We start from the raw sequence: 21459 nt of genomic DNA, 5'->3' as shown, positions 1-21459 counted from the left end.
CGTATCGACCGGGCGACGCCGCCAGCGGAGATAAGGCGAGGTTACTGGCCGTCGAGCGGACGGTATCACAACTACCATACCGTTCGGCGACGACCGTTCACAACACTCAGAGGTGGCTTCAGTGACGAAAAAAAGCGAATACACGGACGACTATCCCGACAAGACGCTGTACATTCCCGGCCCGACCGAGGTCCGCGACGACGTGATCCAGGCGATGGCCCAGCCGATGTTCGGCCACCGGATGGACCGGATGACCGACCTCTACACGACCATCGTCGAGGACACGAAGACGTTCCTCGGCACCGACAACGACGTGATCATCCTCACGGGCTCGGGGACGGAGTTCTGGGAGGCATCGACGCTGAACCTCGTCGACGAGAACATCCTCGTGCCGACCTGTGGCAGCTTCAGCGAGCGCCACGCCAACGTCGCCGAGCGTCTCGGCAAGGACGTGGACCGACTCGAATACGAGTGGGGACAGGCGATCAAGCCCGAGGACATCCGCGCGGAACTGGAAGCCAGCGACAAGCACTACGACGTGGTCGCGACGGTGATGAACGAGTCTTCGACCGGCGTCCGCAACCCGATCGAGGAGATCGGCGACGTGGTCGCCGAGTACCCGGACACCTACTTCGTCGTCGACGCCGTCTCCTCGCTTGGCGGTGACTACGTCGACATCGACCAGCACAACGTCGACGTGATCTTCGCCTCCACCCAGAAGGCCTTCGCCATGCCGCCGGGACTGACCGTCTGTGTCGTCAGCGACGACGCCTACGACCGCGAGATCGAGAAAGAGTCCGCCTCGTGGTACGGCGGCTTCCAGCGCTGTCTGGACTACTACGACCGGAAGGGACAGACCCACTCGACGCCCGCCATCCCGATCATGCTGGCCTACCGCAAGCAGATGAAGCACATGCTCGACGAGGGCCACCAGGGCCGCGACCAGCGCCACCGCGAGATGGCCGAGTACACCCGCGAGTGGGCGCGCGATCACTTCGACATGTTCCCCGAGGAGGGCTACGAGTCCCAGACGGTCTCCTGTATCGAGAACACGCAAGGCATCGACGTGGCCGCCACCATCGAGGAAGTCTCCGAGAAGTACGACATGGTGTTCTCGAACGGCTACGGCTCCGCGCTGGGCGAGGAGACGTTCCGGATCGGCCACATGGGCGAACACGACGTCGAGTCGATCCGGACGCTGACCGACGCCATCGAGGACGTCGCGGACCTGTAACGCACCCGTCGCACGCTGTCTGGCGTCTCTGTGAGCGAGGCAATCTCGCTACGTTATCAATTGTGGAATCTGGGGCCACAGCTTCAAGAGTCGTATCGAGTTTGTTCCCAGTAAGATGCAATCACGGACAGTCACGTGGCTCGCCTCGCAGTACAGCCGCCGAATCGGCACGGCGCTGGCGATCACGTTGGGAGTGACAGTCGGCTTCGGCGCGGTCTTCGCTGGCCACGTCGCCACCTCGCCGGAGGCCGGCCTCGCCGGGCTCGCGGGGACGATCTTCGTCCTCACGCTCAACCTCGGCTTGCTCGGCATCGTGTTGGCCGGCAACGTCGCGGTCGAGCTCAGACAGCTCACCGACGCGGCCGCCGCGATCGAGGACGGCGACCTCGACGCCACCCCCGAGGTCGATCGGGCCGACGAGTTCGGGCGGCTCGCCGACGCGTTCGACAGCATGCGCGACTCGCTCACGTCGGCCTTCGACGAGTCGGAGGCCGCTCGCAAAGAGGCCGAACAGGCAAAGTCGGAGGCCGAAACGGCCCGCGCCGAGGCCGAAGAGTTCAACGACCAGCTGGTCGACCAGGCCGAGACGATCGGGGACGCGATGGCGGCCGCCGCCGACGGCGACTTCACCACGCGGCTGACGGCCGACAGCGAGGTCGACGCGATCGAGCGGATCGCCGACGCCTACGAGGAGATGACCGTCGACCTCTCCGAGACCGTCGGCGAGATTCGGGCCTTCGCGACGACGGTCGAAGAGACCAGCGGGGCCGTCGCCGAGGACGCCGCCGAGGTCGAGCGCCTCAACGAGTCGCTGGCGACCGACATCCGTGAACTCGCCAGTGACGTGTCCGGACAGGCCGAACGCCTCCAGAGCGCGGTCGCCGAGACGAACGACCTCTCGGCGACGATCGAGGAAGTCGCTTCGACGACCGACGAGGTCGCAGGACGGGCGACCGAAGCCGCCGAGGTCGGTGAGGTCGGCGCAGAGCGCACCGAGGAGGCAGTCGAGACGATCGAACACGTCGCCGACGCCGTCGACGAACTCGACCGGCTCGTCACCGCCCTCGACGACCGGATGGACGAGGTCGCGGAGACGACGGGACTCATCGACGAGATCGCCCAGCAGACCGACATGCTCGCGCTCAACGCCAACATCGAGGCCTCCCACGCCGGGAGCGGTGGCGACGGGTTCGCCGTCGTCGCCGACGAGGTGAAGGGGCTGGCCGAGCAGACTCAGGACGCCATCGACGAGATCGAGTCGATCGTCGACGGTGCCCGCGACGACGTGGACGACGTGACCGAGGAGATGGCGCTGACGCGCCGCCGGATCGACGACGGCGTCGAGACGGTGACCGAAGCCGGAGAGACGCTTGGCACGCTGACCGAGACCGTCGACGACGTGGACGACGCGATGGCGGAGATCGCCCGTGCGACCGACGACGGTGCGGCCGCCACCGAGGAGGTCTCGGCGGCGCTCGACCAGGTCGCCGACTCCGCCCAGCAGGTGGCGACTCGCTCGAACGAGCTGGCCGACACGGCCGAGCAGACGGCGTCGACGATGCGTGGCGTTCGCAAGCGCGCCGACGAGCTGAGCGACCAGACGGCCGACCTGATGGCACTGCTGGACTCGTTCGAGACCAGAGACACGGGCACTGCCGGGACAGTGCAAACCGCGAGCGCAACGGCGGGTGACGACGATGATTGAGGCTGCGACGCTCCACGGCTTCAGAGCTGGCGTCTACGTTGTCGCGCTGATGGTACTGCTGGCCTGGTATCGCCGTGTTCCAGACGACCAGCGGGCGTTCTGTCGGCCAGTCCTCTTCGTCGTCGGTTTTGCCGCCGTGGCGACGGCGCTGGTCGCGGCCGGCGTCGGGACGGTGCCGGTCGGAACCGGCGAGGTCGTGGTTCCCTCGGTCCTCGACGATCTGGTGGCCTACATGTTACTGTACGCCGTGATGGCTCGCCTTGCGGGTATCAACGGTCGTGCGCTCGCCGCTATCGTGTTCACGCCGGTCGCCCAGCGTCTCGGCTTCGAGGTCGCGACGGTCACTGACGGACCCATCGCGCTGCTCGGCCTGGTGATCCTCGTGGGTGGCCATCTCGCCCTCGCTGCCTTCTTGCTCGGTCCGATCTGGCGACGAGCGCAGGCGGTCCCCGAACAGCCCCGGCTCCTCCACTGGAAGGCCCGGAACCTGTTGCTGTTCATCGTTGGCATGTTCGTCGTCTTCGTCCTTCTGGCACTGTTCGGTATCTTCGACAACTTCACCACGCTGATCGTCCAGCAGTACATGACGGTGCTCCTCCGTGTCGGTTTTGCCGGCTTCCTCTTCGCGAATCTCGACGCCGTCGGGGACGTGTCGTTGCGTCCGTCGACCGCGTCCGAGGCGACGCCGGCCGACTGATACGGATTATTGTAGCCGTTTGCCCGGTCGACCGCACACTGTCGTGCGGTTGATCCGGTAAAGATCCACAATAATCCGTATGATACTGTCGGCTGACGGGACGCCGTCGCTCGCGCGCACCGTGCTGTCACCGGCAGCGAGGTGGCGACGAGAAGCACTCTCTGGCCCGTAATCACTGCTTACTCTCGATAACCCGAACCTGTGGCGAGGTAAGCGAGACGTTCTCGCCCCGGCCGGCTCGCACCGAACTGGCAAGCAACTGCCGAGCGTCCGACCGTCGCTGGGCTGTGGGTGTGACAACCCGGTTGCCACCCCGTAAAAATTCCCTTTAACGGTAAGATCACTGTACTCGACTATGCCGGAACCTAACGGCGACCGGAACCGTACTGCACCGACGACAGAGCTCCCCGTCAGCCGACGCCGCTGTCTGGAACTGACCGGATTGATGCTCATGAGTGGCGCTGGCGTCGGCGCTGCCAGCGCACGCGACGCCGAGTCGGCCGCGGCGGCCGACGACGACGTGACCGGCCGCGCGTCGGAACCGGCGGGCGAGAGCGACACCGACGAGGCACCGGTCGTCGGCGGCGGCACCGGGTACGAGAACACCGTCGAACCGGATCAGGCGGACGTTACCGTCGGTACGCGGAGCGAACTCCAGGACGCGCTGGGCAACGCGTCTAGTGGCGACGTGGTGTACGTCGCTGGGGACGCGACCATCGACATGGGCGGTGCGGAGTGGTCGATCCCCGAGGGCGTCACGCTGGCCTCGGATCGCGGGATCGACGGCGCTCCCGGCGGCCACCTCCAGACGACCGATCTCCCGTGGCCGATGTTCGTCGTCCGCGCGAACGCTCGCGTGACCGGCCTGCGCGTCAGCGGCCAGTACGACGAGTACGTCGACCTTACCGACGGACCGGTCAGTATCGGGCTACAGGTCGCCGAGAGCGGCGTCGAGATCGACAACAACGAAGTCTTCGGCTTCTCCCACGCTGCCATCCGACCCTTCACCGACACCCACGTCCACCACAACGACGTCCACCACAACCCGATGGACGGCCTGGGCTACGGCGTCAGCGTCACCCGGGGCGAGCCTCTGATCGAGTACAACTACTTCAACTACAACCGCCACAGCGTCGCCGGCAGCGGCAACTGCGGCTACACCGCCCGGTACAACCACTTCGGACCGGAGACGATCGATCACGTCATCGACCAGCACGAGCCCGGCGGGACGACCATGGAGATCCACCACAACACCGTCGAGGCCGTCTCCCACGTCCAGGACGGCGGCGAACCGGAAGCGGTCGCGATCCGGGGCACGCCCGACGACGTGGCCGCGATTCATCACAACTGGTTCTACAACGCCGACGAGCCGAAGTCGACCCCCGCCGACTGGGACGGCAGCGCGATCACGCAGGTCCACACGAGCGACTGGGCGAACGTCGAGTACGAGGCCAACCACTACGGTAGCGACGAGCCCGACCCGGACGTGGGATGCCCCCGGTAAGGCCGTCCTACTGCCGTCGACGGTATAACGCGTCGATCGCTTGCCCACACGCCCCGCTGACCCGTCGCCCGCCGCCCGTCCTCCCACCGCTTTCGGGATAGCTTCTTTTAACCCCCGACGGCCACACCCACAGCGTATGAGTTCGGAGACGGAGCCGACACCACCACCGGACAACCACTACGTCGAGGATCCGCCCACCGAGTTCGATCCCATCGACGGCCTGACCGACGACGCGGCCCGCGAGCAGGCCGCGGCGCTCCGCGAGGCGATCCGGTACCACGACTACCGCTACTACGTGCTGGCCGATCCGGTGATCGGGGATCGGGCCTACGACGCCCTCTTTTCGCGGCTCGAAGCCCTCGAAGACGCCTTCGACCTCGACCGCGCGGACAGCCCCACCCAGCGCGTCGGGGGCGAGCCGCTGGACGAACTCCAGTCCGTCGAACACGTCGCGCCGATGGGATCGATCGACCAGGGCGGCGAGGCCGACGAGGTCCGCGAGTTCGACCGCCAGGTCCGGGATCGACTGGCAGACGCCGGCTACGAGGACGAGATCGACTACTTCTGTGAGCCGAAGTTCGACGGGCTCTCCGTCGAGATCGTCTACGAGGACGGCCGGTACCAGCGGGCCGCCACCCGCGGCGACGGCGAGGTCGGCGAGGACGTGACCGAGAACGTCCGCACGATCGCCAGCGTCCCCCAGCGCCTGCGCGGTGACTACCCCGACTATCTCGCCGTGCGGGGCGAAGTGTACATCCCTCGCGACGCCTTCACCGAGTACAACAGCGAGCGCATCGAACGCGGCGAGGACCCCTTCGCCAACCCTCGCAACGCCGCGGCGGGGACGCTGCGCCAGCTCGACCCCTCGATCACGGCCGAGCGACCGCTCTCTATCTTCTTCTTCGGCGTGCTCGACGCGTCGGTCGACTTCGACTCCCACGGCGCGCTCCACGAACGGTTCCCCGAGTGGGGGCTGCGAGTGTGTGACCGGACCGCCGTGGTCGACGATATCGACGCCGCCATCGACTACCGGGACCGACAGCTCGACGCGAGGGACGATCTGGACTACGAGATCGACGGCGTCGTGATCAAGGTCGACGACCGCGCCGCCTGTGACCTGCTGGGGTCGACGAGTCGCGCCCCCCGCTGGGCCTTCGCCTACAAGTTCCCGGCGCGCAAGGAACGGACGACGCTGCGTGACGTTGCCGTCCAGGTGGGTCGGACCGGCCGGCTGACGCCCGTCGCGCTCCTCGATCCCGTCGAGGTCGGCGGCGTCACGGTCTCGCGGGCGTCGCTGCACAACCCCGCACAGATCGAGGCGCTCAGCGTCGACGCCGGTGACACGGTGCGGATCAAGCGAGCCGGCGACGTGATCCCGGACGTGGTCGAAGTCGTCGAGTCGAGCGGCGAAGCGACGTTTGCCTTCCCCGAGCGCTGCCCGGTCTGTGAGAGCCCGGTCGAGCGCGACGGGCCGATGGCATTCTGTACCGGCGGCCTGGCTTGTCCCGCTCAGCGCGAACGCGCGATCGAACACTACGCCAGCCGCGACGCGCTGGACATCGAGGGGGTGGGCGAGAAGGCCGTCGCGACGCTCCTGGACGCGGGGCTCGTCGAGAGCCCGGCCGACCTCTACGATCTGACCGTCGACGAACTGGCCGCCCTCGAGGGGTGGGGCCAGCGCAGTGCCGAGAACCTCGTCGCGGAGGTCGACGCGACCCGCGAGCCGCCGCTGGCGAACTTCCTGGTGGCGCTCGGCATCCACGAGGTGGGGACGGTCACGGCCCGGAACCTCGCCCGCGAGTTCGGGAGCTTCGAGGCGATCCGCGAGGCCGGCGAGGCCGGCGACACGGACGCGTTCGAGGCCGTCGACGACGTGGGACCGATCGTCGCAGAGAGCATCTGCGAGTTCTTCCGTGGCGAGCGCAACGAGGCGGTGCTCGACGACCTGCTCGACCACGTCGACCCCCAGCCGGCCGACACGGAGACCGGCGACGCGCTCGACGGGCTGACGTTCGTGTTCACGGGCTCGCTCGACGGCTACACCCGCAGCGAGGCACAGGAACTGGTCGAGACCCACGGCGGCGCTGCGACCAGCAGCGTCTCGGGCAACACCGACTATCTCGTCGTCGGCGACAACCCCGGACAGTCAAAGCGTGACGACGCCGCGGCGGAAGGCGTCGAGACGATCGACGAAGAGGCGTTCGCGGACCTGCTCGCCGATCGCGGCATCGAGAACTGAGAGCGCGGTCCCGAGAGGGCTACAGGTCGGCGTCTTCGAACCGGAGGATGCCGATCAGGATCGGCAGCGTGATCCAGACGAGCAACATCGCCATCGCGCCCAGCTGGAGGCGGAAGTCCGGGAGTCCCTCGCCGACCTCGGAGGCGAACAGCACGTCGTTCATCAGCGCCTGTCGGAGGATCTGGAAGTCGCCGGTCGGGCTGAGCAACTGGAACACACGCAGGGTCTCCTGGACTGTCAGGGGCATCCAGCTGGGCCACTGGCCGCTGAGTGTGAGGACGATAACGAACGACGCGGTGTTGATCGCCCGCCAGAGGATGTTGAACAGGAAGTAGAAGCCAAAGACCGAGAGCAGCACGCGGAAACGGGACTCGAAGGTCGCGGACATCCCCGTCGCGACGGAGACGAACGCGACGCCGAACAGCGTCGCCAGCAGGAGATAGCCGAAGTACTTCGCTGCCTCGAAGTCGACGCCGACGACCAGCAGCGCCACCGCTGGCACGAGCATCCCCAGCACGAGCGGGACGACGAACGCGGCTGTCCGGCCCAGCGCCTTCCCCAGGATCACGTCCGTCCGGGAGTGAGGCAGCGACAACAGAATCTTCAGCGACCCGGAGTCGCGTTCGTTGACGATCGCCCCGAACGAGATCGCGATCGCGATCAGCGGGACGATGTACTGGAACAGCATGTGGAGAACCCCCAGGATGTCCGTGGAGGTGGGATCCGGCTGGACCCACCCGAGCACCGCGGCAGCCAGCGAGACCAGCGCGATGAACCCGATCGTCAGGCCCCACAGGAGATAGGATCGCGAGGCGTCCTGGAAGTCCTTGCGCGCGACGGCCTGCCAGCTCATGCTTCGGCCTCCTGGCGCTCGGTGTAGGAGCTGAACACGTCGTCGAGCGACGCCTCCTCGGTCTCGAAGTCCTCGACGCTGACCTCGGCGTCTTCCAGCGCGTTCAGGACCGCCATCTTCTGGTCGCCCTCGCAGGTGACCGTGATCGCGTCGCTGTCGGAACGCACGTCGGAGACGGCGTCCAGTGCCCGGACGGCAGCCACACCGTCGTCGATCTGGCTCGCGGTCCCGCCGACGGTGACCGTCAGCGTGAGACCGGTGTCGTAGGCCTCGCGCAGCCCCTCGATGGTGTCTTTGGCGACCAATTCGCCCTCTCTGAGGATCCCGATGGTGTCACAGACAGCCTCGACCTGCCCGAGGATGTGCGACGAGAAGAAGACCGTCGCGCCGCGTTCGTTCTCCTCGCGGACGATCTCCTGCATCATCCGCGCGCCGTTGGGGTCGAGTCCGGAGGAGGGCTCGTCGAGGATCAACAGGTCGGGCTCGCCGACCAGCGCCATCGCCAGCACGAGCCGCTGGGACATCCCCTTGGAGTACCCCCCCGCCTTGCGCTTTGCATCTTCCTCGCTGAGGCCGACCCGATCCAGAAGTGCGTGCGGGTCGTCGTCGGCGTCTTTCGACTCGATCGCGAACTCCAGGTGCTGGAGCCCGGTCAGGCGGTCGTACACGTCGTACCCCTCCGGCAGGACGCCGGTCCGTTCGCGGATCCGCGTGGAGTCCTCGTAGGAGTCGTATCCCAGCACCTCCGCGCGACCCTCCGTGGGCCGGACGAAGTCCAGCAGGATGTTGATGCTCGTCGACTTCCCAGCGCCGTTGGGGCCGAGGAAGCCGAAGATTTCACCCTCTTCGACGGTGAGATCCACCTCCTGTAGCGCGGTCACGCCGTCGAACCGCTTCGTTACTCCGTCCAGTTCTATTGCAGCCATACGCGCCGAATTTACCCCGGTGACGTAAAATCTTCGTGGAACTGACTCGCCGCACCGGTTAGCGGCGCTATATCTCGTCGTCGGGAGCGAACTGCTCGCGAACCCGCTCGACCTCGCGAGCGTACCGCTCGCGTTCGTCGTCGTCCTCGACGGGCTCTAGGTCCTCGACCGGGACCTCCGTGGCCGCGGTCGGTGGCTGCTGGCGCAGCATCGTCGTCGACCGCTGGCTCGTCTGTGCGCGCTCGCCGTCCGGCGTCGCGTACACCAGCGTCACGAGGTTCTTGTCCCAGTAGTCCCGTTCGACCAGCCAGCACTGCACGGTCTCGGTCATTACTCCCCCTTCGCCGCCGACGGTTTAGGGCCTGTGGGTCCGGCGGCCTCACAGGACGCCGACGTTGAACGAGGCGATCGTCAACAGCAACGCGACGACCGACACGAAGACGCCGCCGAAGATGATGAGCCGGTACTGGACCTCCCGGCGCGAGGGGAGCTCTTGCAGTAGCTTCGAGATGTGATCGTCGGCGACTTTGAACGCTTTCACGCTCTCTTCCATCGACTTGGCCTTCTTCTCGCGCCCTTTGACCATCTGCTCTCGGATGGTCTGGAGGCGTCGCTCGCTCTCTGCCTTGCTCGGGGCGTCCAGTCGGGTGATCGTGTACAGGGTCGGTGCCACTCGCTCGTTGAAGTACTGGTCGAGCTTCTTGTCGGGCACGGACTGTGCGCTGTCGAACGCGGCACGCTGGATGTGTGCTTCCATCTCGCCGAGGTTCTCTCTGGCCCCGTCGATGTCGTCCTGTTCCAGATCGTTGATCGATCACGACGCCCGTTCTCGATTCTGGTACTCCCGCCAGCAGATTCATACCGGCCGCTCGCAAACGGCCGACAATGACTGGCTGGCTCGACCGGGCCGACGAACTCCTGTACGACGGGGAAGAGTCCATCGAGCGGGTCCGGATCGGGGAGGGGGGCGTCGTGGTCACGTCTCACCGCGTGCTGGTGTTTACGCCCGGCGGCGACGGGGCGAACTTTCGGGACGTGGATCGCCCGAACGTCGTCGGCGTCGCCGCCGCGACCAGCGGCGAGTGGGCGTTTCTGGAGCGGGCGATCAAGGCGCTGGTCGTCGGTGGCGTGTTGCTGGTCGCGGGCCAGACGGTGAGCCTCGACTCGATGGTCGAGGGCATCGAGATCGGGGCCAGCGCGGGACAGGTCGGGATGGGCGGCATGCTGGGACTGCTCCAGACGTTCCTCTCGCTGATGGCCCAGCTGGACGAGCTACTGACGCTTTTCGGTGCGCTGGCACTGCTGTTCGGGGCGATCGTGCTGGGCGTCTACGCCTGGTCGCGCGAGGCCGAACTCGTCGTCTCCGTGGCCGGCGACGAGGAGGACCTGCGGCTGCCAGCGCCGGACGACGCCGCCGCGGTCGCCGCGCGACTGGAGTCCGTGATCCTCCCGCAGGGCGAGTCGTGAGCGGGCGTCACCGATCGTCCGTCTCGGGGCTGCGCTGGACGACGAGGACCGGGCCGAGGAATCGGTCGGCGACCTGGTCGGTCGGCATCCCGAAGACGAACGTCGAGAGCGACGGGTCGGACTCGCCCATGACGACGGCGTCGAACTCGGCGGCCGTCTCGACGATCGCGTCCAGTGGCGACACGTCGCGGTCGACCGCCGTTTCGAGGCGCGACGGCTCGACGCCCTGCTCTGCCAGCCGGTCGGTGAGTCCGTCCAGAAGCGTCTGGCTGTCCTCGTCGGTCTCCCCGTCGGCCGCGACGTGATACAGCGTCACGCCGACCTCGCTCTCCGCGAACAGCCCGGCGACGACGCGGACGAGGCGGTCGACGCCGACCGTGCCCCGGACCGCGACGAGGACGTCCTCGGGCGGCCGAGTCGAGTTCGGGACGAGGACGGCCAGACAGTCGTGTTCCGCGATCGTTCGGTCGATCGTCTGCTGGCCGTCGTGGGTGAAGACGAGGCGTCGCTCCGTGGTCGCGCCGACGCTCTCGAACAGCGACTCGAACTCGTCGAGGCGCTCGGTCGCCCGGTCCTCGAACTGCAGCCGGGCCTGACCGGGGGCAGTCTGTTCGGGTACGACGTGATATCCCAGCAATACGACGTGGGCGTTCGCGAGCAGTTCGGGCACGCCGTCGGGAATCGGTTCGCCTTCCAGTACGCGGATCGGGACGAGTATCGGTGGTCTGGTCATGTTAGACAGCTCCTTTGAGGGATACGTCACCGGCGTAGTACCGGTACCAGCCGTACGAGACGACCATGATCGCGACCCCGATCACGATCGAGGCCGGTTGCATGAACGCGATCAGTGCGACACTCGCGAGCGCGCCCAGTGCCGGCACGACCGGGTAGCCGGGGACCGTGTAGCTGGGCGTGTACCAGGGGGGATCTCGCCGTCGCAACACGAGTAACGCGACACACAGCAACGCGTACATGACGAGATGGAGGAACGAGGCGACCTCCGCCAGTAGCTCTACCTGCCCGGTGGCGACGAGCACGAGAATGGGGCCACCGGCGGCCAGCAGCGCCACGTGGGGCGTTCCGTACCGGAGGTTGATCTCGCTGGCCTTGCGGGGCAACAGGGCGTCCCGGCTCAGTGCGTACACGGCCCGTGACGCACTGAGGATCGAAGCGTTCGCGCTCGAAAACGTCGCCAGCAGGCCGGCAAAGAGGATCGCGATCGCACCGGGCACGCCCAGGAAGTCCCGAGCGACCTCCACCATCGCCGTCTCCCCGAACCGACCGAGCTGCTCGGCTCCGAACGCGCTCGTCGCGACGAAGATCGTCACCACGTAGAAGACGGTGACGATCACGACCGAGCCGACCATCGCGAGCGGGAGGTTTCGCTCCGGGTCCTTGATCTCGCCCGCGACGGTCGCGACCTGTGCGAACCCGAGGTAGGACGTAAACACGAGGGCGGCCGTCGAGAACACCGCCGGGAAGATCCCCTGTGAGAAGAACTGCTCCGGGGCGCTCTCTCTGCCGAAGACGCCGACCGCGTCGAGGACGCCGTAGGTGAGAAAGACGGTCAACACGACGAGCAAGATGCCGACCACGGCGTTTTGCAGCGTCGCCGTGTTCTCGGTCCCGCCGATACTCAGCGCGGTCAGCGCGACGCCGAACACCAGCCCGACGGCGATGACCGGATTCACCGAGAGGACGACGCCGACTTCCGCGAGGACGGCGGTCGCGTAGTGGCCGAGACCGACGAGGTAAAACGCCGAGGCAAACACCAGCCCGAGCCACAGCCCCAGCCCGACGACCGAGCCGTAGGCCGTCCCCAGCCCCCGAGAGATGAAGTAGTAGCCCCCACCGCTGCGGGGCATCGCCGTGGCCAGCTCCGAGGTCGGCAGCGCCACCAGGAGCGCGACGACGCCGCCGATGGCAAAGGAGAGCGTGGCCGCCAGCCCGGCGTTCTGTGCGGCGAGGCCGGGAAAGACGAAGATCCCCGCTCCGATCATGGTCCCGATCCCGATGGCGAGTCCGCCGACCAGACCGATCGTCCGCTCCAGTTCGGTGTCGTCGTGGACCGTCGTCTCGTCGGTCACTCGCTCCGGTGGTGCCGTCGGTGACTCCCCGTCGACGTTCGCACCGCTCGCCTCGTCTCCCGGACCAGGCTCGCCCATACGTGGACTGTCTCCCAGATAGCTGATAAATCTGGTCCCGGTGCGTGACGTTCAAAGCCGCCCAGTGCCAACGACACTGCGATGGACGCGACCGGGGTCCGCGAGGCCGCCGACGCCCTGCCCCGAGAGCCCGGGGTCTACCACTTCGTCGCCGATCGCGTGCTGTACGTCGGCAAGGCAGTCGACCTGCGCGACCGGGTCCGCTCCTACGCCGACCCGCGGTCCGCGCGAATCGCACAGATGGTCGAGCGCGCCGAGTCGATCGAGTTCAGCGTCACCGACACGGAGACGCAGGCGCTCTTGCTGGAGGCGAACCTGATCAAGCGCCACCAGCCGCCGTACAACGTCCGGCTCAAAGACGACAAGTCGTATCCGCTCGTCCAGCTCACCGACCACCCGGTGCCCCGGATCGAGGTCACCCGCGACCCCGACGAGGGCGCGACCGTCTACGGCCCGTTCACCGACAAAGGCCGGGTCGAGACCGTCGTCAAGGCCCTGCGCGAGACCTACGGCCTCCGGGGGTGTTCCGACCACAAGTACGAGGGCCGCGACCGGCCGTGTCTGGACTACGAGATGGGGCTCTGCACCGCGCCCTGTACCGGCGAGATCGGTCCCGCCGACTACGCAGAAGACGTGGCGAGCGTCGAGCGCTTTTTCGGCGGCGAGACCGGCGTGCTGGCCGATCCGCTCCGCCGGGAGATGGCCGCCGCGTCGGAGGCCCAGGAGTTCGAGCGCGCGGCCAACTGCCGGGACAAGCTCGAAGCCGTCGAGGCGTTCCACGGCGACGCCGACGACGCGGTCCAGACGACCCGCGACGAGCGGGCCGTCGACGTACTGGGAGCCGTCCGCGAGGGCGAACGCGCGACCGTCGCCCGCCTGCACGCCGCCGACGGCCAGCTGGTCGATCGCGAGCGCCACGGGCTCGACGCGCCCGACGGCGACGGCGTCGGCGAGGTCCTCTCGGCGTTTATCACCCAGTACTACGCCGAACGCGAGTTTCCGGAGGCGGTGCTGTGCTCGGAACGCCCCGGCGAGGACGTCGTCGAGTGGCTCGCGGGCGAGGGCGTCGACGTGCGCGTCCCCGGTGCGGGACGCGAGGCGACGCTGGTCGATCTCGCGCTGAAGAACGCCCGCCGTGGCGGCCCGGCACGCGACGACACCGCCGCGCTGGCCGACGCGCTCTCGATCGACGCCGCCGACCGGATCGAGGGGTTCGACGTGAGCCACGCACAGGGGCGGGCCGTCGTCGGGTCGAACGTCACCTTCGTCGACGGCGACGCCGCCAAGCGCGACTACCGCCGCAAGAAGCTCACGGAGCGCAACGACGACTACGCCAACATGCGGGAGCTGGTTCGCTGGCGGGCCGAGCGAGCGATCGAGGGGCGGGACGACCGCCCCGACCCCGACCTCCTCCTGATCGACGGCGGCGACGGCCAGCTCGGCGCGGCGCGGGACGCGCTGGCCGAGACCGGCTGGGACGTGCCGGCCGTCGCGCTCGCCAAGGACGAGGAGCTGGTCGTGACTCCCACCGGCACCCGCGACTGGGACGACGACGACCCGAAGCTCCACCTCTGTCAGCGAGTGCGCGACGAGGCCCACCGCTTTGCCGTCCAGTACCACCAGACCGTCCGCGACGAGGTCGCGACGGCGCTGGACGAGGTCCCCGGCGTCGGTCCCGAGACCCGCAAGCGACTGCTCAGGCGTTTCGGGAGCGTCGACAACGTCAGAACCGCCTCGACCGAGGAGCTGCTGGCCGTCGAGGGCGTCGGCGAAGCGACCGCGGCGACGCTCCAGTCGCGACTGTCGTGAACGTTTTTTGAGGATCGAGACGACGAACGGCGTTCTACAGCGTTGTACCGGGGAGAGTGACTTCCGTAAGATGGGTATTCTGCACTGATCCAGCTATAGTAGCCATTGAAAATCAATGCACACCCGATCGCACGACAGCAGTGCGATCGGTGTGTAAATCGTTTCAATTGTTACTATAGTTGCCTACTTCCCGGATCAGGATAGTAGCCGAAAACGCGACAACGAGACCAGTGACGAGTATACCAACCACAAAATATGGATTGGAGAGGTCAAGGTCTATCAGAAATAGCGCCAATATGAACGTTGAACCCAGTAGGGTAGTCCACAATGCTCGAACGTCGGGATCGTACATGTTGTGGAGAGTCTCTGACATCAATCTGGACGTTCGTATCATCCTGATGTAATATTTTCGTACGGGCTCGTAGATCGAGAATCACCTTCGATTCCTGCACGGCGCAGGACCCATCGATCGTCACGGGACATTCCCAGCACCAAAGACTGCAAGCTGTGTATATGCCTATCTGTCTTCCTCGGCTCACGCTTTTCCGGTTTCAGGCCGTAATGAGCCACTTCTCTACCGGGCCGGCCGTTCGAGTTCGCCGGCCACGTCCAGGTGCAAGGTCCCCTTCGCGTACCCCTCGGTCGTGCCGTCCGGTCGCATCCGGAAGACGACGGCGGGTTCGTGGCCCACGTCTGGGCGCTCGCCGAGAATGCGTCGCCAGTCGTCGTCGGGGAACGACGAGCAGTCGACGAACAGCGCGGCGTTGCCGTGGATCGCGATCTGGTCGCGGGTCTTGGCGTCGCCGCTGGCCTTGACCGCGTGGATCGGCGAGTCGATCTTGCGGCGGTTCGTCGGCTGGGGACGGGTCACCTCGACGAGGATGTCGTCGACCTGGAAGTCCAGCGCGTGGCCCGACCCCAGTTCGACCTCGGGCTCGAAGTCGTGGCCCGCGTCGGCGAGCAGCTTGGCGGCGTTGAACTCGCCCATCGTCGCCTGCATTCTGGTCAGGTCGACGCCATCGCTGGTCCCGAGCTTGCTCGCCATCGTGTAGCGGTGGTCGTCGAGCAGCCCCGTCGAGAGCAGCTCCTCGTAGAAAGACAGCGCCGCCTCGCGGTCGGCGTCGGGGAACCCACCGGCGTGGTCCCGGAAGAACGCTCGCGTCGACTCCCGGCCGTCCTTCGAGAAGAAGACCGGCAGGAAGAACCACGCCAGGTGGTCGTATTCGGCCAGCCACGGGTCCTCCTGTTCGAGCTGGGCGAGCAGTTCGCGCTTCCCCCAGCGGGCGACCCCGTGTGATGCTTCCTCGAAAGTACACTTGTTCGTCCGCCACAGCGTCTTCGGCGTCTCGGTGTTGCCCAGCCAGTAGGCGTCGGCGTCGGACCAACAGAACAGCGCGAGGTCGCCGTTGTCCATCGCGATGCGGCGCGCTTCGTAGCCGTCGGGCGGGCGGTACCACGGATCGGCCATGGTCGCGCCGAACTTCGCGTCGAGGGGCTGGTAGAGGGCGTCGTGTACTCGTCCCGCGTTCCAGCGTTCGGACGAGTGTCGGAATCGAATCGGGCCTGCCACGGATCACCGTACGCGCCCAGCCCGTTTGAGGGTTCTGCATGGGCGCAACTGTCAACAGTATTTCAGCCGACCGTTACATTGATAACTACTACCACATTACATTGAGTGTGGTAAGCAATGTCGATGGGCGCATATGACGAAGACGAACACGAACGCCGCGAGCGCAAGAACAGCGACGTCGATCTGAGCGAAGACGACGACCGGACAGCGTACCACGGCGAAGTCGAGTACGACTCCAGCGATTCGACCGAAGAACTGCTCGATCAGTTCGAGCAGATCAAATCCTCGTAGCTACGCCGTCGTCTGTCGGCCGAGCAGAAACACCGACAGTGACATCACGACCGTCACCGCGACGACGTGTGCCACGACGGCCGCGAGCAGTACCCGAAACTCCAGGACGAATGGGACCAACACGAGCTGGAGCAGTCCGAACCCGAGGATCTCCAGGTCCGCCCGGCGCAACACGGCGGCGGTCTCCGGGTCGAACCGGTAGCGTGCCGACCGCCACAGCGACGTGATCGCGGCCCACCAGCCGGTGCCGATCCGGTAACACACGTCCCACAGCACCAGCAACATCAGGTAGACGACCAGTATCGGCTGGTCTGGGCCGAACAGTCGCCCGACCAGCGTCTCCCCGCCCTGCTGGGGATCGAAGACGAACAGGTGGGTCACCAGCGCGATGTAGGCGAGCACCGAGAGGACGACCTCGACGTTCGAGCTAAAGAGGAGGTCGCGGTAGTCGCCGGGAACGTCGATCCGACGGACCAGCGTCCCGATCCGCAGCATCTCGACGCTGCCGATCGCGGCGACGACGACCGCCGCCGTGCCGGCGACCGCGGCCGCCCAGAGGTCGTAGTACGCCGCCAGAACGAGCACGCCGAGTTCGAAGACGAGCAACTGGATGGCGACGGCGGCCCACGCCGGCAGGCTGATCCCCGGTAGCGCCCCGACGATGCTCTCGTAGACCCACGTCTCTCCGTACCGGAGCGGTCGCGGGTCCTCGCTCACCGGGACCGGACCTCCGCCGGGAGCTGCTCGACGGCCAGCCGGGCCTCGCGCTGGCCCAGTGCCCGCTCGACCGCGGTCTCGAACGGCGTCAACTCGACGGGCAGCAGTTCGCGGATCGGCTCGTCGTTGGCGACGACGGGATTTTTCAGCCCCTCGATCAGCGGCCGTGCGACGCTGGTGGGCACGTCGGTGACGAAGCCGATCCAGTACGAGGACAGCCGCGGCGAGAGGACCGGGATCGGGATGATGTAGGGCTCGCCGGTGCCCATCACCTTGCCGGTCCGCTTGAGGATCTCCGCGTAGGAAAGTACCTCCGGCCCGCCGATGTCGTAGGTCTCGCCCGCGGTCTCGGGCACGTCCAGTACCCCGACGAGGTAGGCGATCACGTCGTCGATGGCGATGGGGTGACTGGGCGTCTCGACCCACTGTGGCGTCGTCATCACCGGCAGCCGGCGGTCCATCTGGCGCACCATCTCGAAGCTCGCCGAGCCGTCGCCGATGATGATCGCCGCCCGCAGCGTCGTCAGGTCGTAGTCGCCGTCTCGCAACAGCTGTTCGACCTCCCGTCGCGATTCGAGGTGCGAGGAGAGCTTCGTTGTCTCCTCACCGAGGCCGCCGAGGTAGACGACGCGGTCGACGCCCGCCTCGCTGGCCGCGTCGGCGAAGTTCCGCGCCGCGGTCCGGTCGCGCTCCTCGAAGTCCTCGCCGGCCCGCATCGAGTGGACGAGGTAGTACGCGGCGTCGATCCCGTCGAGCGCGTCGTCGAAACTGCCCGGTTCCAGCAGGTCGCCGACGGCGACCTCGACCCCGTCGGGGCCGTCGTACCCCGTCGGATCCCGAACGAGTGCCCGGACCTCGTGGCCCCGCTCCAGCAACGCGGGCACGAGGTTCCCGCCGACGAAGCCGGTCGCACCGGTGACCAGAACGTGCATGGTCCTACTGTGTGCCAGGCTACCGTAACTGTTGGGCCTGCCCCCTCACTCGTCGGGGAAGGGCACGTCGATCCGGCGGCCGTCGTCGGGGACGAAGGCCTCGCCGTCGAAGGCCTCGCGGGCGTCGTCGAGGATCGGCCGGGGGTTGCCGCCGTAACGCGTCGAGATGTGGGTGAGCGCGAGTCGCTTCGCGCCGGCCTCCTGTGCGACCTCGCCGGCCTCGCGGCCGGTCGCGTGTGCCGTCGTGCGCGCTCGCTCCGCCCAGTCGTCGGCGAAGGTGGCGTCGTGGACCAGCAGGTCGGCGTCCTCGCTGGCTTCGACGACGGCGTCGGTCGGGCGGGTGTCGCCGGTGTAGACCAGCGTCCGGCCGGGTCGGTCCGGACCGACGACTTCCTCGGGCTGGATCGTCCGGCCCTCGTGTTCGACCGGCTCGCCGCGGTGGAGCTTCGAGTACTTCGGGCCGGGCTCGATCCCGAGTTGCTCCTCGGCTTTCTCGCGGTCGAACCGGCCCTTGCGGTCGTCCTCGACGACGGCGTAGCCGACCGACTGACAGCGGTGCTGGGTGCGGATCGCCCGCACGTCGTAGCCGTCGCCGTCGAGTACGGTATCGCCCGCCGAGACCTGCGTGATCCGGACCGGGAACGAGGGCGTGTCGCCGGTGACCGAGACGAGGTCTTCGATGGTGCCTCGCGTCCCGGCGGGGGCGTGGATCGCCAGGGGCTCCTCGCGGTCGTTGAAGTCGAACGTCTGGAGGAGGCCGGAGATCCCCAGCACGTGGTCGCCGTGGGTGTGCGTGACGAAGAGGTGGTCGACGGCGAAACCGGTCCCAAAGCGCATCATCTGGCGCTGGGTCCCCTCACCGCAGTCGAACAGGAGCTTGTCACCGTCTCTGTTGACGAAGAGCGCGCTGGGGTTGCGCTCCGTCGTCGGCACCGCTCCGCTCGTTCCGAGAAACGTCACGCGCATGCTCTGGTTCTGGGTGAGCGTGGATAAACCCGTGTCGAATTTCGAAACGCTCCGTGGGTCCGCGGGGGAGAAGCCCGCCGATCAGTCGTCGGCCGGAGCCGTCCCCGTCTCGTCCAAGTCCTCGCCGCCGACGGAGGAGCGAAGCTGGTCCATCCCGTCGTCGCGATCGATGCCGAAGTTGTCCGCGTACAGCTCCTGGACGCGCTCGTACTCCGCGTCGGACAGCGCCGGGGTGGCCGGCGCGCCAGCCCACTCGTCGATGTCGGCGGCGGTCCGGAACGTCGGCGTGACGCTCGCGACTTCGTCGTGGTACAGGAGCCACTGGAGGGCGGCCTGGGCCATCGTTCGCTGGCCGTCGGCGTGGTCTGGGTCTTCGAGGAACCGGACGCTGTCGACTTTCTCCCAGCCGGTCTCGTACCACTCGGTCGGGCGGTGAGAGCGGTGGTCGCCCTCGCCGAGTTCGGTGTCGGGCGTGACCTGCTCGTTGAGCAGTCCCGAGGAGTGGGGCACGCGGGCGATGACGGAGGTGTCGGCGTCCAGTTCCCGGATGGTGTCGAGGAAGTGCTGGCCCGGCACCTGCTCGAACATGTTGAAGACCGTCTGGAGGGCGTCGAACTCGTTTTGTACAGCGGCGTCGCCGTCGGCCAGCCAGCCGATCGAGGGGCCGAGCGCCCAGCCGATCGCCTCGACTGTGCCCTCCTCTCGGAGCTCGTCGAGCGTCGCCAGCACGTCCGCGTCGACCTCGTCGGCGTTGGCGTTGTGCAACATGAGCAGGTCGACGTAGTCCATGTCGAGTCGCTCAAGAGAGTTGTCCAACGCCTCGCGGATCCACTCGCCGTCGATCCGCTTGGGGAGTTCGCCGTGGCCGGCCTGTGGGTTGTTGTAGAAGTCGTAGCCGACCTTCGTCGAGACCGTCACGTCCTCGCGGTGCTGGGACAGCGCCTCGCCGATCAGTTCCTCACTCGCCCCGTGGCCGTACACGTCGCCGGTGTCGAAGTAGGTGACGCCCTGGTCGATGGCGTGCTGGACCATCTCGATGGCCTGGTCGCGGCTGCGGTCGCCCCACCAGTCGGTGCCGACGACCCAGGCCCCGAAACCGATCTCCGAAACCTCGACGCCAGACGTTCCGAGTTCCCGCTCGTTCATGTTCCGACGTTACGGATGCGCGTACTTAGCCCTCTTGGTCCCGGCACACCCGAGGACACCGGCGCTGCTTGGGTCTCATACTGCCGGCCGTACGTCTGTCACGAATGTTGCGACCCCGTGGTCGCGAATCGCTCCCAACAGTGACAGCCGGCAGTATCACTCGGGCCGGGGCGGATCGCGCAGATCGGGGTCGGCGATGTCGGTCCGGAAACGCACTGGGCCGTCCACTCGGCGGACCCACCACCAGGTGAGCGCGATCCCGACCGCGAGCCCGAGATAGAGGATCAGTCCGCCCTCCGGGCCGAACGTGCCACCGGTCACTACGTCGGCACCGGTCTGGCGGACCGAGAGGACGGTCCCCGGCATCGCGAGTCCGCTGACTGGGAAGCCGTACAGCGAGGACAGCGAGAAGTTCCACGTGATGTGGATCCCGATCGGGATGCCCAGATCGTCGGTGACGACGTAGGTCGCGGCGAAAAACAGGCCGACGACGGTGATGTTGAGCGTCGAGAACAGCGTCGTGCTGGGGTTTGTCAGGTGCAACAGGCCGAAGACGGCGCTGGTCAGGGCCGCCGCAACCGCGATCGCGCCCCGCTTGCCGATCGGTCCGACACCGCTCAGTCCCTCGGCGACGTTGTTCAGGAGGTAGCCACGCGTCAGCACCTCCTCGAAGACGCCGACACCGACGAAAAAGAGGAGCGTGACGGGAACGGCGACCAGCGCCGGCAGGGCGACGCCGAGCTGGTTCGGTTGTCTCGCGACGAGCACGCCGTCGACGGCGATCAGCCCCAGGCTCAACTCGACGAGGAAGATCGTCGTCGTCATCGCGACCCCGACGAGGAGTCCGAACCCGAGGTTGCGCCACCAGCCGTCGCCGCCCAGTCCCAGTCCCGCGAGGGTCCGCCCGCCGAGCCACCACGAGAGCCCGATCAGCGTGCCCGTCCCGGCACCGTAGGACAACAGCGCCCCCGCCAGGACGGCCCCGCCCGCGAGCACTGGCACCGTGAGCGGTGCGGCCTGTAACGCCCGCTGACCGACGCCCGCGACCGCCAGCACGAACAGGAGCACCGGCAGTCCGACGAGCAGTCGCCACCCCGCTCGCAGGCGTCGTTCCTGCGGGTTCACGAGCACGCGGCGTACGTCCATGATGAGATCCGATCGCGCCATTGGCCGACGGTGCGGGCGGCGAGGGCAAAGTAGCTCCCCTTCTCGGAACCCCACATTCTTCGGGCCCAATC

Annotated in this window: 20 protein-coding genes; 8 read left to right on the top strand and 12 right to left on the bottom strand. The window is 67.2% G+C overall.

The features are described from left to right. Positions 1-121: 121 nt before the first annotated feature. The 5 genes from IL252_RS08745 (at position 122) to ligA (ending at position 7379) form a co-directional block, all read left to right on the top strand. The gene (locus IL252_RS08745; RefSeq protein WP_208627677.1) at positions 122-1234 is read left to right on the top strand and encodes an alanine--glyoxylate aminotransferase family protein; all 1113 of its coding nucleotides are present in this window, start codon (positions 122-124) and stop codon (positions 1232-1234) included. 115 nt (positions 1235-1349) lie between these two features. After that, entirely contained in the window at positions 1350-2939 is a 1590-nt protein-coding gene (locus tag IL252_RS08740) for a methyl-accepting chemotaxis protein (protein WP_208627676.1), read from the top strand. Beyond that, on the top strand, positions 2932-3636 hold the full coding sequence (locus tag IL252_RS08735; RefSeq protein ID WP_208627675.1) for a bacteriorhodopsin: 705 nt from the start codon (positions 2932-2934) through the stop codon (positions 3634-3636). Before IL252_RS08740 ends, IL252_RS08735 begins: the two co-directional genes overlap by 8 nt. Before the next feature lie 355 nt (positions 3637-3991). After that, complete coding sequence (locus IL252_RS08730) at positions 3992-5140, top strand: hypothetical protein (RefSeq protein ID WP_208627674.1); 1149 nt, start codon at positions 3992-3994, stop codon at positions 5138-5140. Positions 5141-5276: 136 nt separating this feature from the next. Next, positions 5277-7379, top strand: a complete 2103-nt coding sequence (gene ligA / locus IL252_RS08725; RefSeq protein WP_208627673.1) for an NAD-dependent DNA ligase LigA — start codon at positions 5277-5279, stop codon at positions 7377-7379. Positions 7380-7398: 19 nt separating this feature from the next. Here ligA and IL252_RS08720 read toward each other — a convergent pair whose 3' ends face one another. The 4 genes from IL252_RS08720 to IL252_RS08705 all read right to left on the bottom strand — a co-directional run bounded on the left by IL252_RS08720 (position 7399) and on the right by IL252_RS08705 (position 9915). After that, positions 7399-8232, bottom strand: coding sequence for an ABC transporter permease (locus IL252_RS08720; RefSeq protein WP_208627672.1), 834 nt, complete (start codon positions 8230-8232; stop codon positions 7399-7401). Next, positions 8229-9158: an ABC transporter ATP-binding protein gene (locus IL252_RS08715; RefSeq protein WP_208627671.1), complete on the bottom strand. Its 930-nt coding sequence runs from the start codon at positions 9156-9158 to the stop codon at positions 8229-8231. Before IL252_RS08715 ends, IL252_RS08720 begins: the two co-directional genes overlap by 4 nt. Before the next feature lie 67 nt (positions 9159-9225). Next, positions 9226-9489, bottom strand: coding sequence for a hypothetical protein (locus IL252_RS08710; protein ID WP_208627670.1), 264 nt, complete (start codon positions 9487-9489; stop codon positions 9226-9228). A 48-nt stretch (positions 9490-9537) separates the two neighbouring features. Next, entirely contained in the window at positions 9538-9915 is a 378-nt protein-coding gene (locus IL252_RS08705) for a hypothetical protein (RefSeq protein ID WP_208627669.1), read from the bottom strand. A gap of 128 nt (positions 9916-10043) precedes the next feature. Between IL252_RS08705 and IL252_RS08700 the strand changes: the two genes are divergently transcribed. After that, on the top strand, positions 10044-10625 hold the full coding sequence (locus tag IL252_RS08700) for a hypothetical protein (protein ID WP_208627668.1): 582 nt from the start codon (positions 10044-10046) through the stop codon (positions 10623-10625). Between the two features lie 7 nt (positions 10626-10632). On the opposite strand, the gene IL252_RS08695 is transcribed toward IL252_RS08700, so the two are convergent. Both IL252_RS08695 and IL252_RS08690 read right to left on the bottom strand, forming a co-directional pair. Further along, positions 10633-11358: a universal stress protein gene (locus IL252_RS08695; RefSeq protein WP_208627667.1), complete on the bottom strand. Its 726-nt coding sequence runs from the start codon at positions 11356-11358 to the stop codon at positions 10633-10635. Position 11359: 1 nt separating this feature from the next. Beyond that, a complete protein-coding gene (locus tag IL252_RS08690; RefSeq protein ID WP_208627666.1) occupies positions 11360-12790 on the bottom strand; it encodes an APC family permease in 1431 nt (476 codons plus the stop codon). A gap of 81 nt (positions 12791-12871) precedes the next feature. Between IL252_RS08690 and IL252_RS08685 the strand changes: the two genes are divergently transcribed. Beyond that, positions 12872-14599 carry an excinuclease ABC subunit C gene (locus IL252_RS08685; protein WP_208627665.1) on the top strand — a complete coding sequence of 576 codons (1728 nt, stop codon included), beginning with the start codon at positions 12872-12874 and terminating at the stop codon, positions 14597-14599. Between the two features lie 574 nt (positions 14600-15173). On the opposite strand, the gene IL252_RS08680 is transcribed toward IL252_RS08685, so the two are convergent. Continuing rightward, the gene (locus IL252_RS08680) at positions 15174-16169 is read right to left on the bottom strand and encodes a DUF5784 family protein (protein WP_208627664.1); all 996 of its coding nucleotides are present in this window, start codon (positions 16167-16169) and stop codon (positions 15174-15176) included. A 117-nt stretch (positions 16170-16286) separates the two neighbouring features. Between IL252_RS08680 and IL252_RS08675 the strand changes: the two genes are divergently transcribed. After that, positions 16287-16460, top strand: coding sequence for a DUF5786 family protein (locus IL252_RS08675; protein WP_015762043.1), 174 nt, complete (start codon positions 16287-16289; stop codon positions 16458-16460). Here IL252_RS08675 and IL252_RS08670 read toward each other — a convergent pair whose 3' ends face one another. The 5 genes from IL252_RS08670 to IL252_RS08650 all read right to left on the bottom strand — a co-directional run bounded on the left by IL252_RS08670 (position 16461) and on the right by IL252_RS08650 (position 21388). Next, positions 16461-17177, bottom strand: coding sequence for a hypothetical protein (locus IL252_RS08670; RefSeq protein WP_153552137.1), 717 nt, complete (start codon positions 17175-17177; stop codon positions 16461-16463). It lies immediately after the preceding gene. Continuing rightward, complete coding sequence (locus tag IL252_RS08665) at positions 17174-18109, bottom strand: NAD(P)H-binding protein (protein WP_208627663.1); 936 nt, start codon at positions 18107-18109, stop codon at positions 17174-17176. The genes IL252_RS08670 and IL252_RS08665 overlap by 4 nt, the downstream gene beginning before the upstream one ends. 45 nt (positions 18110-18154) lie before the next feature. Then, positions 18155-19075: a ribonuclease Z gene (gene rnz, locus IL252_RS08660; protein ID WP_208627662.1), complete on the bottom strand. Its 921-nt coding sequence runs from the start codon at positions 19073-19075 to the stop codon at positions 18155-18157. Between the two features lie 81 nt (positions 19076-19156). Next, positions 19157-20221, bottom strand: a complete 1065-nt coding sequence (locus IL252_RS08655; RefSeq protein ID WP_208627661.1) for an aldo/keto reductase — start codon at positions 20219-20221, stop codon at positions 19157-19159. Positions 20222-20377: 156 nt separating this feature from the next. Then, complete coding sequence (locus IL252_RS08650; protein WP_170093269.1) at positions 20378-21388, bottom strand: CPBP family intramembrane glutamic endopeptidase; 1011 nt, start codon at positions 21386-21388, stop codon at positions 20378-20380. Between the last annotated feature and the right edge of the window lie 71 nt (positions 21389-21459).

Source organism: Halomicrobium sp. IBSBa, from assembly GCF_017612575.1.
Classification (GTDB): domain Archaea; phylum Halobacteriota; class Halobacteria; order Halobacteriales; family Haloarculaceae; genus Halomicrobium.
The sequence above is the reverse complement of the archived record's forward strand: the minus strand, read 5'-3'. Positions and strand labels throughout refer to the sequence as shown.